Genomic DNA, 14217 nt, shown 5'->3' with positions numbered 1-14217 from the left:
CATTTCCTGTTTCAATCACGCAGCGGAATAAACTGCGCCGCTTCCGACAGCGAGTGCAGCAGCGTTGTGTCCTGCGGCTCCCCGACCCAGACGGCCACGGCGCTGTAGTTATCCTGGCTGCCCTCCGACTGTTGTTCGTTTTTCTTAATCATCTGCTGCATCAGCGTCAGCCACTCGTCCGGCGTGTTGACCATATGCAGTGACTGCTGCATATGGTGCTGGGAAACGCCGTGCCAGAAGCCGTCAGTACACAGCAGAAACGCGTCGCCATCTTCAATCGGCACCACGTCGCTGTAGCTGGCATCGCGATCTTCATCGCCCATGCCGAGGGCAAAATAGAGCAGGTTGCCGTTGATCCCTTCGGTCTGATGCCCGGCATCCTTCATCTGCTGCACCAGGCTGTGATCGGTGGTGACGTGGTAGAGATAACCGCGGCGGAACAGATACAGGCGGCTGTCCCCGGCGTGCGCCCAGTAAGCCAGCTCGTAGTCGCGGTCGATAAACAGGCTGACCAGCGTGGTGCCCATGCGGTGATAGTCCGGTTCGCTTTTCTGCTGCTGGCGGATAGCGCCGTTGGCACCGTTGACGTACTCGCGGATCAGCTGGGCATTCAGATGCTGCTGCCCGTCAAAGCGCTGCATAATGGTGTTACGCGCCACGCTGGCGGCGATATCGCCCCCCGGCAGGCCCGCAACGCCATCGCACACCACAAAGCAGGCCGAGCGCTCACCGACGATCTCGCCGATCTGATCCTGATTGCTGGCGCGTTCACCCTGGTTCGACATTGAGGCAATGGTGATATTCATCATTCTTCCGATCTGATCTGAGAGTCTTTGTACTGGTTCACTTCCATGTCGTAGGCGTGGAGGAAGGCTTCGCCAAACAGCGTGTGGAAGTCGTCTTCTATCTCACCGGCGGTTTCGCCATAGCGTTTGGTGAAGTGATCCCACAGCGCGGCCTTACGGCTGCTGGGCAGTGACAGGCGCGAGGTGGCTCCCTCTGCCCGCGCTTCTTCTTCCAGCTGCTGCGGGTTGAACGACTGCAGCATGGAGGCGATCAGCGCGCGGATCCCGGCGATCATTCCCAGCTGGTGCGCCTGCAGATCCACCAGCGCATCGCGCACCGACTGCTTCGGCGGCATAAAACCGGGCATGCGGCTGCCAAACATCTGCATCAGCACCGACTTACCGGAAGGCAGCAGCTTGAACGGGTTGTTGGCCTCGTCGAGGATCACCGTCATCTCCGCTTTCACCCCGCGCTTAAGGATCGAACGCGACGACAGCAGCGCCACGGTGCCCTGCGAAAACATGCTCAGCATCTGCCCCAGCTCCTGGATGGAGTCGTGGTCAAAACGCGGCGTCGGCTGCAGGTCCTGCAAACCCATGCCGCCGATCAGCGCGTTGAGCAGCTCGCCATCCAGCGTTTCACCGCCCGCTGCGGCGCTGCTCTGCTGGCTGCTGTTGGCGACCGGGTCAATGCGCAGGCGGCCTTTTGGCACCGGGGCGTTCTGGCGCACCATCGCCTGCGGGGTCGGCAGCGTAATGCCGCTGTAGTCCGGCGGCGGCGGTGCGGGTGCGGCATCGACAGGCTCATCAAACAGCGGCGAGCTGGCAAACCCGGCGTTGTCAGGCTGCTGGCTGGCGTCAGCGCCAAACAGCGAGAAGTCGCTGTCGAGCGGCGGCAGCGGGTCGTCGGCTGGCGCGCTTTGCGCGTCGTGCGCTTCGGGCTGGGCGGCGGCTTCAGGCTGCACGTGCGGCGGCGGCGGCGGCGTAATTATCGGCGCGCTCTGCTGGCCAGGCTCCTCATCCAGCGGCGCCAGCGGCACGGCGCTACCTATCATCAGGCCCAGCGGGTCGTCGCTGTTAACCTGCGCCGGGCTGCTGCCGGCGCCAAACAGTGCCAGCGGGTCCTGCTCATCCTGCGGCTTGCTGTCCGGCAGCGGGCTTTTAGCACCGGGCTGCTGGAACAGCGTGCTCGGGGTGCTGTCATCGAAGATGCTTTCCTGCTTGAACAGCGGGTCAGGCTCGAACAGGCTCTCCGGCGTCTGCTGGCGGCGATCGAAGTTGAGCGGCTCGCTGCCCTGCCCCAGCTGCGCCAGCGGGTCGGCCGGGTTACGCTCTGCGGCAGCGGGCGCGGTGAGCGGGTTGGCATAGCTCTCTGCACTTTTATTCTGCCGGCGGCTGGAGAGGTTGTCAGAGATGGAGAACTCCTGCGCCAGGCTGTCCCAGATCTCGCTGGGAATGGCGGCAGTCTGCGCGGCCTGTTTTGCCAGCGGGGCAGCGGCAGCTGCACTTTGCGGGCGCGCAGCCGTCGGGGCCACCGTCGGCTGCACCAGCGGGCGTGCTACCTCGCCCAGCTCGCTGACCTGCAGGCGATAGTCATCAATGCCCAGCACATCGCCATCCTGCAGCTCCACCTGACGGCCGCGCTCCAGCGGGATATCGTTGAGCAGCACGCGCGTCACGTTGCCACGGTTGGTGATACGGCACTCACCGTCGGCGCTGATGTGCACAATCGCCTGCAGCCGCGAGATGGTGCGATCGTCGTCCGGCAGCACCAGGTTATTGTCAACGCCACGGCCAATCGTGCCGCCGGGTGGCAAGAAATCGCAGCTGCTCTGCGGCGGCTGATGACCCTGTTTGGTGGTTATAATCGTAAATCGCATAAGATGTTCCTGCTCAGGTGTATTCGGCATCTGCACTGCGCCCGTCTCGGCAGGGAAACTAAAACGGGCGAAATTCAGGTAGCGGTGGGCGCGGGGAAATCAGTTTTTGAGAATGTTATCTAGCTGCTTAATGCTTTTCATGCGGGTTACATTCGGCTGTAGTTAGCTGACGAACATTTTTCAGCGGAAGTAGCGGCATTAATAACGCCGTACTTAATCAATAATAAAAAAAATTTTCTTTCCTGTCTGACAGCTTAATTACCTGTTATCGCCGCTGAAGCGAACGATCAGGCTTTTCCTATAAGGTTTAATAACCAGCAGGCTTTGCCGCTATGAATAACGCAGGAACGATAATCGTGAGAGTGTCTTTCAGAAGTTTTTTTATTGCCGGGCAGCCATAAATCGCATTATGGCTGCCCGGATTGGATTGATTAGTAAGGCATCTCACCAAACTGGGCGATGCGCTGTTTATTCATTCTGATGATACAGTTGTTAGCTGCGGTTTTGTTTGCAGAGCTGCCCTCTTCGGCGACCAAGGACTCCATTTTGCATTGATTCTCTCTAAATTTTACCCATGCGCGCTGTCCATCCAGTAAAGCCAGCTGCAGGGGCTTTTCATAGCTTGCGTCATTACTGTATGCAGCGGTGATTTTTTTCTTTGCTTCGCCATACGCTTTATTAAGCGCTGCCTCTGACTCGTCTTTATTCTTCTGGACACAATCATAAACACCACCCGTTGAATCCATCTTAGAACAATCCTGCTCCGCTAGCGCCGCAAAGCTGGAAAATGATAATGACAACAGGGCGACAGATAATAACTTCTTATTCATAAACAATCCTTTCAGCGATTTCTTTTCAAAAAACCTACGCGATTTCGTCCACCCTCATACTGCGATAATTCAGGTGTGGTTTCAATGTAGTTAATGAGTGTATCGATATCATTAGACATACATTTCTTCATGGTATTTTCACTTTTGAAGCCCTGATAAACGAAATCCACGGTCAGGGCTCGCACGGCGGGCTTGAGGTTTTCCCAAGTCGGTCTTTGCGGGATATTCGCCGTACGTAAATCATAAAAATGGTGGGCCGTCTCAACATAACGTGGATAGATCAGTTCGAAAAGGCGGACTTGCATTTGATGAGTGATAGTTCCAATTGCGGCACGATTGTCCCTGACAAATGCTTTAGCAGCGGCCCCGCTCTTGCCATGCGACTTCGCTATCTGCTGAGCCTGAGCCAGTGGCACGCCCGCCTGCGTCAGGTCGCTGATAATGCTCGACTCTGAACGCATCTTCATGTCATAGCCTCGCCCAATAGTGACTCCGGAATCATCGCTTGGACAGTGAATATGGCGGCTGAAGTTGTTTCGGCTGGGGTTATCGCCCCCCTCCGCATCGAATGTCACCTGCCCGGCACTGACGGTCAGCGTCCCTGAGGTGGCGGGCGTGTTAGCCGGTGGCGTTGAGCGCGCAGGCGGTGCGACACGCCCCGGTGCGTTACCCCGAATCAGATAACTGTAACTTTTACCATTTGCATCAATCACCCCATCCGGCCGGGCCATAAAACGCGACTGAAAGTCTTTAATCGCTTGAATGGTTTTCGGGCCAATGCGGCCATCATCTCGGATCTGCGGGAAGCCATTGCGCTGAAGCAGCTGCTGAACTTGTTTAACGTCGCCGAAATGGTTTTTACCACCCTGGCCGACTGAAGCCATAATAGCCATTTACTCTCCTCACGTTACTGTTTCAATTGCGGGGGGAATCCCTGTAAATCGGCTGGTATCCTGGCAGCCTGAGGCATCATGGATTATCCAGCACGTATCAAACACATGGCTCACCGACTAGATGCCTTTCATCTCTCTGATTATTCTTAGTCTTTACCTGTTATCACGGCATACAGAGGTTAAGTCACAATAACGAGCCGTCTTCTAAATCATCTTAGTCACTGAGCATTTGTCTGATTTATGGTCAACTGAAATACTAAACAGCCGGCGCTGGACCTGGTGGCCGCCATGTTTTTCCAAAACGTCGACCCGATCCTGCCCCGGTTGTTCACTCTACCCGATTAAATACTCGATGCGTTTCCGTGAAACTTTTCGGAGATGCCCACCCATAGCGAGTGGGCAGTAGCATTACGCTTCTTTGTTTTCTTTGATATTCCAGCCAGCGCTGCTCTCAGCGCCTTTACCACCGGAAGTGCTCTGCTCCCAGTACTGCTGTTTCACTTTCGCCGCCTGGAAGGCATAGGTCACACCCAGCGTGTCATCATGCTCTGAACCAACAAACTGAACGCTGGTCACCAACACGTCTTCCAGCGTAATGCGGGTATATTCAACCTGAGTACCACCAGCTTTGCAGACAGACACTTCTACTTTTGCTACGTGCTTACCGCTGGCGCAGTTCTTCAGCAGTGCTGTAACGGCTTTATCAATTTTTGCATTGATGTGCAGGTCATTAAAGTTCACTTTACCGGCACCGCCACCGCCACCCACAGACATGTTGCCCGGCTGAGAAGCACCCCAGGAGAATGAATCAATATCGATCCAGCCAGTGTGGTTAGAATCTTTTGATTCGCCAGTCACACCGTCAACCTTCATATACATATCAATAGCCATAGTTATCTACTCTCATTAGTTAAAGTTTTTGCTTTTACCCTGCTTCCTTCAGGAAACCTTTGGGTCTAGATAAAGCACTGATATGGCAAACAGGAAAGCAATGAAGCTGAATAAAACAGTCCATATTTTACCTCTGCCTTATTTCTGAATATCGCTACAGGGATATTTCAGAGAGTTAGCCATTAATGACAACGAAGTGATTAATGGCTAAATACTTGCGGGGATTAATTACGCGTCGTTCGACTTCAGCGATGGCAGTTTGGATACCAGGCGCAGCGACACGGTCAGGCCTTCCAGCTGGTAGTGCGGGCGCAGGAAGAACTTCGCGGCGTAGTAGCCCGGGTTGTCTTCAATCTCTTCCACCTGCACTTCGGCGGAGGCCAGCGGCTTACGCGATTTGGTCTCCTGCGAGGAGTTAGCCGGGTCGCCGTCGACGTAGTTCATCACCCAGTCGTTCAGCCAGCGCTCCATCTCGTCACGCTCGCGGAAGGAGCCGATCTTGTCGCGCACGATGCACTTCAGGTAGTGCGCAAAGCGGCAGCAGGCGAACAGGTACGGCAGGCGCGCGGCCAGACGGGCATTGGCTGTGGCATCGGGATCGTGGTACTCCGCCGGTTTCTGCAGGGACTGTGCGCCAATAAAGGCAGCAAAGTCGGAGTTCTTGCGGTGCACCAGTGGCATAAAGCCGTTCTTCGCCAGCTCGGCTTCGCGACGGTCGCTGATGGCGATCTCGGTCGGGCACTTCATGTCCACGCCGCCGTCGTCGCTCGGGAAAGTGTGGCACGGCAGGTTTTCCACTGCGCCGCCGGACTCCACGCCGCGAATCGACGTACACCAGCCGAAGTCCTTGAACGAACGGTTGATGTTGGCCGCCATCGCGTAAGCGGCGTTGGTCCAGGTGTAGTTGCCGTGATTCGCGCCGTCGGTCTCTTCCTCAAAGTCGAAGCTGTCCACCGGGTTGGTACGGATGCCGTAAGGCAGGCGCGACAGGAAGCGCGGCATCACCAGGCCGAGGTAGCGCGCATCTTCCGACTCGCGCAGGCTGCGCCACGCGGCGTACTCGGTGTTCTGGAAGATCTTGGTCAGGTCGCGCGGGTTTGCCAGCTCCTGCCAGGACTCCATCTGCATCACCCCCGGCGCGGTACCGGTGATAAACGGGCAGTGGGCGGCCGCGCCAATGCGGGCCATCTCGCTCAGCAGCTCAACATCCTGCGGGCCGTGGTCGAAGTAGTAGTCGCCGACCAGGCAGCCAAACGGCTCGCCGCCGAACTGGCCATACTCTTCTTCGTAGACTTTCTTGAAGATCGGGCTCTGGTCCCAGCCCACGCCTTTATAGCGCTTGAGGGTGCGGCCCAGCTCCTGCTTGGAGATGCTCATAAAGCGGATTTTCAGCATCTCGTCGGTTTCGGTGTTGTTCACCAGGTAGCTCAGACCGCGCCACGCCCCTTCCAGCTTCTGGAAATCGTCGTGGTGGATAATCTGGTTCACCTGCTTTGACAGCTTCTCGTCGATCTCGGCGATCAGTGCCTGAATGGTGCGATAAGCATCGTTGGAGACGGTAACGGTGTTCTCCAGCGCCTGCTGCGCCAGAGTTTTGACCGCGCTCTCGACGGCATTACGCGCCTGATCGCTTTTCGGGCGGAACTCTTTGTTCAGCAGCGCGCTGAACTCGTCCTGGCTCCAGGCCTGCTGCTCCTGCGCCAGCGACTGCTGGGATGGGTTGCTCATCAGTTACTCCTCTTTAGCGCTGCTGTCCGCTGCGGCATCGTCTGATTTCGGCAGGTGGCTGAGGGATTGCAGCAGCGTGGGATCCTGCAGGATTTTGGCGATCAGCTCTTCCGCACCGTTTTTGCCGTCCATATAGGTCAGCAGGTTAGAGAGCTGGGTGCGCGCTTCCAGCATCTGGTTGAGCGGCTCGACCTTGCGCGCCACCGCGTCCGGCGAGAAGTCTTCCATGCTGTTGAAGGTCAGGTCGATGTTCAGACGCCCTTCCCCGGTCAGGGTGTTATCAGCCTGGAACGCCACGCGCGGTTTCAGCGACTTCATGCGCTCGTCGAAGTTATCGATATCGATCTCAAGGAACTTGCGCTCGTCCACGCCCGGCTGAGCGTCGACGGGTTTACCGACCAGGTCGGCCATCACGCCCATGATAAAAGGCAGTTCGATTTTGCGTTCTGCGCCGTAGATCTCCACGTCGTACTCGATCTGTACGCGGGGCGCGCGATTACGGGCAATGAATTTCTGCCCACTGGATTTACTGACTGGCATGGTGTTCTCCATTGGATGTGCGCGTACAAAAATATTGCGCCGCAAGCGTTAGCTATCGCGACGCCCGAAAAGAGTTTCCAGCTGATGCACGCCGTCCGGCGCGAGGTCGCGGATGATCTCCATAAAGTCCAGCTCGACCATACGCTGCACCCGCTCGATCATCAGCGGCGCCGGGTGGCTGGGTTCGTGCCGGACAAAATAGTGTTTCACCTTCTCCAGCATCAGCTGCGCATCGGCGCGTGAGCTGAGCTGCACCGTGCGCCAGTCGGCGGACTGCGGCGCGCTCTGAGGCGTTGGCTCAGCGGCGCTGCTGCTGGCAGGCGGTGGGATCAGGCTGCTGAGATCGGTGCTCTGACAGGCGGCGGCCACCGTGTTGACGGTTTTTAGCAGCTGCTCCATCTCCGGCAGGCCGCCGTTGCCCAGCTGCTCGGTGACGGTTTCACGAATGGTCAGCAGGCGTTCGGCTATCAGCACCACCGCTTCAGGGCCGGGACCGCCGCGCGCCAGCTCATCCTGCAGGCGGGTCAAACCGCCGGGATAGCCGGGGCAGTCGGTCTTGCTGCCGTCGAGCAGCGAACAGGCATCGCGCAGGCTGATCTCGTCGGACGCATGGCGTATCAGCGCGGCCTGGCGCAGGGCGGTGCTGAGCGCCGATTTATCACTTAGCGCCGCCAGCGCGTTAACGCGGTAGAACGGGTCGTGCTGCCCGTCCTCTTCCAGCAGCGGCCAGAGCGGCTCCCAGTAGAGCAGCAGCGCCTGCTGCACCAGCAGCAGGCCGTTGGCATAGCCGCGCAGCCCTTTCAGCTGGGTCCAGGCGCGGGTCAGCGCCAGCATCACGCGCAGATCTTTACTGCGCTCCAGCAGGCTGAGGGCCAGCTGCTCGACTTTGTTCCAGTCGGCGGGTTCCGCCGGGATGATGGTGTCGCCAAACTGCTGCTCGGCTTTACCGGCGCAGGCCTGCTCCATCGCCATATAGTCGGCGTCATATTCGAGGTTTTCGCCGCAGGGCTGCTCGCTGCTGACAGGGGTAAGAAGCGCATCGATATTCATCGGATTTCCTATTCAAACATCGGCGGATAAAGGCCGTTCCGACCGGGTTTGGCACCCGCCGCCGGGTCGAACAGCATCGAAAACAGCTGGCTGGTGAAGTTGCCGCTGTGCAGATGGGTGTAGAGCGGGTAACCGTCGGTGCGGTTGGTCCACCAGAAGCTGGTGTACTGCTGCGGGCTGAAGCAGTCCGCCACCTGTGACCAGCCGAGGGTGTTCTCTTCCGCCGGCTGACCAATCACCGCCAGAATGCCGGAGGTGTCTAAGTGTTCGGGCTGCGGCGGTGCCGGAATGGTCAGCAATACCTGGTCAAGCTGTTCGGCGGAGTAGCCGTTGCGCACCGCGTGCAGCAGCGTGCGCCCGAGCTGCTGATACCACTCCCCCGCCAGCGCCAGCTGCTGCGCCGACCACTGCGCCGGATTGAAGCTCAGTAGCGCGCACAGCGGGTAGCGGCGCCCCACGCTGTCTTTACCCGGCAGCAGGCAGCCCATCTGCACCTGCTGGCTGCCCAGCATCGGCGGCACCACGAAGTTCCATACCGGGGCATTGGCAAACTGACGGCGGCTCTCTGAGGGCTGCTCTTCACCGTTCTGCCAGTTAAGCAGGCCAACCTGGAACCAGTGGCTCCACTGGTTAAACAGCACATCGGGAAAGCGGCGCTTGAGAAAATCTCCGGCGCTGGGCAATTTGCCGTACCAGCTAATCGCGGGCGTCTGGCTCATTCTCTTCTCCTCACGGCTACGGGCATGAGAACCCGGGAAGCTGGAACGGATTGCGGATACTGTTTGGGGTGAACTCCAGCGTCACACGGTGACCATCGACGTTAAAGGTGGCCTGGCGGCTCAGGCTGCTGCTACCTGCGCTCTGCTGGGCGCGGTCAAAGAAGCGGTTCAGCGCCCAGGAGCCGTTGGTCACCAGCGTCGAGGTGGTGCCGTTGGCCAGCCCGAGCTGCATACGCACCTGGTTGGTGCCGCCGCTGCCCGGCCAGCTCATCAGCTGTACCGCCTGCGGGCCGTGGCTGTAACGCAGCAGCTGACCGTCAACGTCCAGCGTCAGGGTGAGGATGTCGTTATCCATCCGCACCGTGCGCACCGTCACGCGGAATGACGGCGTGGTAGAGCCGTTGGCAAAGAAGGCGTCGCGAATACTCTGCGCCTGCTGGAACGGGCGCAGAATACTCTCGCCGCCCGGCAGGGTTTTGCCATCAATGCCTGGCGTAAAGCGCCACGCCGACTGGGTGGTATCCACCTTGTTGGCCAGGTTGTCGCGGAAGAAACTGTCCATCAGGCCGCTGCCCGGAGCGAACATGCGCGCCAGATCGTCCGGGGTGACTTCACTGCGCCCGGAACGCACCAGCGGATAACGCCCGGCTATCGCCTGGCGGCAAAAGCCGCCGACTTCGACGTTGATACGTTTACGCACGTTGTCGAGGTCACGGCGCTGGGTGTCGCTGCTGGCGCCGACCGCCATACTGGTAAACATGTTTTGCAGCGAGCCGGGCAGCCTGCCCGCACTGGCCTGCAGGTGGCCGATCGCCTCACCCGCCGGCGGTGGCATGCCGCTGTTGGCGGCGTCCTGCACCGCCGTCAGGTAGCGATACAGGTCGTCAATCTGCTTAAGGAAGTCGTCGAAGGCGATGGTTTTACCCCCCTCTTCCAGCGGATCGGCCAGCTCAATAATCGGCGCGAAGTGGTTAGCCACTGCCTGCTCCGGCGTCTGCTGTACCGCCGCGCCGGGGCTGTTCTGGCGCGAGCGGAACAGCGCCTGCAGGGTCCGCGTGGCGCTGTTATCGCTGACGCTGTCGGCGGGCTTAGCGGCTTTGTCATCGCCCTGCGGCACTTTTTCCAGCACCAGATAGTGGCTGAGGTTAATCACCAGCTTGCGCAGCGGCGAGCTGCTGCTGGAGAGCAGCCGCGCGCTGTTGATGCGCTGCGCCAGGTCGGCGCTGCCGTTGAGCTGGATATCCTGCAGCAGCCCGTCCCACTGGCGAATATAGTCGCTGATATAGAGCTGGCGCACCGCCGCATCGGTCTGCTGCTGCGTCTCGCCCTGTACCTGACCGCCGAGCACCCACTGGTCATCGTCATGCAGCGCTTTGGTCACCGCAGCGATGTTTTTGTCGAAGCTGTTCCAGTAACCGTCCGGGGTGTATAGCCCCGGGATGGTGTCAGCAATCGAGCGCCCGCTCTTGCGCGAAAACACCAGTTCGCTCTGCGGCCCGCCGAGCGAAGCCAGCGACACCGCCCGTAAGCTGTCATCACGTTCCAGCAGGCGCTTCAGGCGTCCGTAGACGCGCTGCGACAGCGGCATCTGATTAATCAGCGCCTGCTCGCGCTTTACCAGCGCATCATCCCGGGCATACGGCGAGGCCTGAATCTGGTTCTCCAGCAGCTGGCTGAGATGCCACTCCAGCTGCTTCACCTGCGCCTGAGTGACGTTTTGCGGCAGAGTGCGCTGGATATTCAGCATCAGCCAGGCGTGCAGGAATTTGCCGTCGTAGTGTTTCGGCTGATACAGCATCTGATAGGCTTTCAGCGCTTCATAGCTGTAGTCGGCATCGCTGCCGTTGTCGTTGCGCAGCCAGGTGGTAATCAGCTGCGCCACCTGCGGCATCAGCATCTGCTGCAGCGCTTTCTGGTACAGCGCCTGGGTGGCATCGCTGACTTCCGCGCCGCGATACAGCCCCATGCGGCGGGTCAGCGGCGGTGAGTTAAGGTCAAACTCGTCGCTCTCCGGCAGGTGCAGCACGCTATTAAGGAACGGCAGCAGCGCAAAGAGATCGCGCGGGTCGCTGCCCTGCAGCGCCGTGCTCTGGCGCGCCACTTCCGGCACCCGCGCCTGGACTTGCTGCAGGTAGCTTTTGTTGTTGCCGTAGCTGGTGAACCACAGCAGCGAGGCCACCACCAGCACGGCGGCCAGAGCGAGATAGCCGGACCCCAGCAGCGCGCGGTTGCGCAGCTCCCACCAGCGGTTGCTGCCCGCCAGACCGGCTTCAGCAAACACCACTTTTTGCAGCATATCCTTCAGGAAGAAGCTCTGACCTTTGTTGCCGGGGATCGGCGCCTCTTTACTGACCTGCTGCCAGCTGCCCTGTACGCCGCTGTCATCCTGCGGCAGCTGCATGGCGCGGTTCAGTTCGCCCATCACGCGGTCAAACGGCAGCCCCTCTTGAGTGCCGCTGGCGAAATAGATACCGCGCGGCGAGAACTGGGTTTCAAAGTTGGAGCGGGCAAACACGGTGTCGAGGTAGTCGGCCAGCAGCGGGCGCAGCGCGGCGAACTCCTGCGGGAAGAGGAAACTTTCCGCGCGCGCTTTGGCATCGCTCTCCTGCAGTAGCGTGTCCGGCAGCCCGGCGTCCAGCCGCTGCTGCAGCAGGGCGAACTCCTGAGTGAAGGCCGCCATCAGATCGAAATCGGCCAGCCGCGCTTTATCCCACGGGAAGGTGAAGCCCCAGATCTGCTCGCGCTGCGCCTTATCGAATTTGGCGAAGTAAGCGCGGAAGCCCTTAAGCAGGTCCGCTTTGGTCACCAGCACATACACCGGGAAGCGAATGCCAAGCTGTTCGTGCAGCTCCATCAGGCGCTGGCGCAGCGCCACCGCCTGCTGCTGCGACGCCTCCGCCGACTGGGTCAGCAGGTCGGAGATGCTGACGGTGACGATCACGCCGTTGATCGGCTGGCGGCCGCGATATTTGCGCAGCAGGCCGATAAAGCCCTGCCACTCGCTGGCGTCCTGCTGCTGCTGACTCTCCTGGGTGGTGTAGCGCCCGGCAGTATCCAGCAGCACCGCTTCGTTGGTGAACCACCAGTCGCAGTTGCGCGTGCCGCCAATGCCGCGCAGCGCGGACTTACCAAAGCGGTCGGCCAGCGGGAACTGCAGGCCGGAGTTAACCAGCGCGGTGGTTTTACCCGCCCCGGGCGCGCCGATAATCACGTACCACGGCAGCTGGTAAAGATACTGACGGCTGAAGCGCTGCGCCCAGAACGGCGAGCGGCCGCTGGCGTGAGAGAAGTGCGCTTTTTTCAGCAGCTCGGAGGCTTCGTTAAAACGCTCCGCCAGCACCCGATCTTCGCTGGTCAGACGCGGGCTCTCCCCATCTGGCGACTCCCCCGGCGTGGTTTTCAGGCTGCCCATCAGCTTTCGGTTCAGCCAGCTGTTATAGAGGCGCGGCACCACGTTGCCCAGAGCCCACACCAGGTAGAGCAGCCCAATACTGATCTGGCGGTTGACTTCCGGCTCCAGCGGGCGTGAATCGACAATCGAAAACACCGGGCCAATCACCCAGATAATAAACGACAGCGCGGTGATACCAACAAAGCCCCACAGCAGGCGGTTGGTTAAGACGGCAAACAGAATATTCAGCATCAGTGAGTTCCTTGCACCTGGCCGTTAAGCTGGGCCTGGGTATTTCCCGGTGCCACCAGCAGGGTGATCTCGACCCGGCGATTGCGCGCGCGGTTAGCGGCGCTGTTGTTCGGCGCGATGGGGTTGCTCTCCCCACGCCCTTCCGCTTTGACGCGCTGCGGCTGGGAGAGATGCTGCTGCAGCTGTTCGGTGACCGACTGCGCGCGCGCCAGCGACAGTTCATAGTTCGAGGCAAAACGGGCGCTGCGGATTGGCACATTGTCGCTGTAGCCCACCACCAGGATGCGCCCGCTGACGTTGTTCATCGCCGCCGCGATGCGGTTGAGCACGCTGGCGTAGCCGTCGCTTACCGAGGTGGCGGCCGAGCTGAACAGGCCATCACCTTTTAGCGTCACCACGCTGCGGTCGGCTTCATCACGCACCGACACCAGTCCCTGTTCGATCTCCGGGCGCAGGAAGGTTTTCAGGTCCAGCGCGGCAGGCGGTGCTGGCGCCGGATCGTGGATAGTGACTTCCGGCAGCGCGGTCTGATAAACCGAGGCCAGCACCGGGCTGGTGTAATCCCCAAGACGCCAGTTGAGCAGGATGTAGAGCAGGCAGGCGAGGAAACCCACCACGGCGGTGCAGGCCCAGAGCGGCACCACCGGGCGCCAAAGCTTGCGCGTCACCGGGTGATCTTCCGGGTGGACCGACAGCGGCGGCGCATAGCTGCCGCGCACTGAGCGGATCATCTGCAGCAGGCGCTGCTTGATGGTTTCCAGCTGCGAGCGGCCGTTATCCATCACCCGGTAACGTCCTTCGAAGCCCATCTGCAGGCAGAAGTTAATCAGCTCCAGCAGCGCAATCTGTTCACGCGGCGTCTGCGACAGGCGTGCCAGCAGCTGGAAGAATTTCTCCCCGCCCCAGGTTTCATTGTGAAACGTCACCAGCAGGCCGCTGCCCGGCCAGACGCCGCGCCCGCCCCACGGAGTGAGCGCGGCGGCTTCATCCAGCGCGGTGCACAGGCAGTAACGGGCGCCGATAATCGCTTCATACGGCAGCCCGGCGCGCTGGCAGCTCATCTCAAACTGGCGGATCTCATCGATCAGGCGCTGGCGTAAGCCGGCGGGATCGGGGTGGGAAACCGAGTGGCGGATTTGCGGGATAGCATTCAGCAGCGGATTGGCCGCCGCCACCAGCGGGTTATGGCTGTTGGCCCCGGAAACCCAGGCTTGCGCATCGGCGTGTCGTTCCTGTTTCATGGTGATTCATTCCCTGC

11 protein-coding genes are annotated in these 14217 nt (G+C 60.0%); all 11 read right to left on the bottom strand.

All coding sequences use genetic code 11. The features are described 5' to 3' along the window. Positions 1-11: 11 nt before the first annotated feature. Positions 12-806, bottom strand: a complete 795-nt coding sequence (locus J2Y91_RS11415; RefSeq protein ID WP_133625125.1) for a PP2C family protein-serine/threonine phosphatase — start codon at positions 804-806, stop codon at positions 12-14. Next, the gene (tagH, locus tag J2Y91_RS11410; protein ID WP_133624684.1) at positions 806-2665 is read right to left on the bottom strand and encodes a type VI secretion system-associated FHA domain protein TagH; all 1860 of its coding nucleotides are present in this window, start codon (positions 2663-2665) and stop codon (positions 806-808) included. Before tagH ends, J2Y91_RS11415 begins: the two co-directional genes overlap by 1 nt. Positions 2666-3096: 431 nt before the next feature. Beyond that, positions 3097-3495, bottom strand: a complete 399-nt coding sequence (locus J2Y91_RS11405; protein WP_133624687.1) for a lysozyme inhibitor LprI family protein — start codon at positions 3493-3495, stop codon at positions 3097-3099. 11 nt (positions 3496-3506) lie between these two features. Further along, a complete protein-coding gene (locus tag J2Y91_RS11400) occupies positions 3507-4388 on the bottom strand; it encodes a DUF8812 domain-containing protein (protein ID WP_048914726.1) in 882 nt (293 codons plus the stop codon). A 408-nt stretch (positions 4389-4796) separates the two neighbouring features. Then, positions 4797-5279: an Hcp family type VI secretion system effector gene (locus J2Y91_RS11395; protein WP_048914725.1), complete on the bottom strand. Its 483-nt coding sequence runs from the start codon at positions 5277-5279 to the stop codon at positions 4797-4799. 228 nt (positions 5280-5507) lie between these two features. After that, positions 5508-7007 (bottom strand): type VI secretion system contractile sheath large subunit, encoded by a 1500-nt coding sequence (gene tssC, locus J2Y91_RS11390; protein ID WP_048914724.1) that lies wholly within the window; start codon positions 7005-7007, stop codon positions 5508-5510. A gap of 3 nt (positions 7008-7010) precedes the next feature. Further along, positions 7011-7547: a type VI secretion system contractile sheath small subunit gene (gene tssB / locus J2Y91_RS11385; RefSeq protein WP_048914723.1), complete on the bottom strand. Its 537-nt coding sequence runs from the start codon at positions 7545-7547 to the stop codon at positions 7011-7013. 48 nt (positions 7548-7595) lie between these two features. After that, a complete protein-coding gene (tssA, locus tag J2Y91_RS11380) occupies positions 7596-8597 on the bottom strand; it encodes a type VI secretion system protein TssA (RefSeq protein WP_048914722.1) in 1002 nt (333 codons plus the stop codon). An 8-nt stretch (positions 8598-8605) separates the two neighbouring features. Next, positions 8606-9316: a type VI secretion system-associated protein TagF gene (gene tagF, locus J2Y91_RS11375; protein ID WP_133624689.1), complete on the bottom strand. Its 711-nt coding sequence runs from the start codon at positions 9314-9316 to the stop codon at positions 8606-8608. 16 nt (positions 9317-9332) lie between these two features. Continuing rightward, the gene (gene tssM / locus J2Y91_RS11370; protein WP_133624691.1) at positions 9333-12959 is read right to left on the bottom strand and encodes a type VI secretion system membrane subunit TssM; all 3627 of its coding nucleotides are present in this window, start codon (positions 12957-12959) and stop codon (positions 9333-9335) included. Further along, positions 12959-14200, bottom strand: coding sequence for a DotU family type VI secretion system protein (locus J2Y91_RS11365; protein WP_133624693.1), 1242 nt, complete (start codon positions 14198-14200; stop codon positions 12959-12961). Before J2Y91_RS11365 ends, tssM begins: the two co-directional genes overlap by 1 nt. Positions 14201-14217 lie beyond the last annotated feature (17 nt).

It is taken from the genome of Erwinia aphidicola, from assembly GCF_024169515.1.
Classification (GTDB): Bacteria; Pseudomonadota; Gammaproteobacteria; order Enterobacterales; family Enterobacteriaceae; genus Erwinia; species Erwinia aphidicola.
This window is presented reverse-complemented; position numbering and strand designations above follow the sequence as displayed.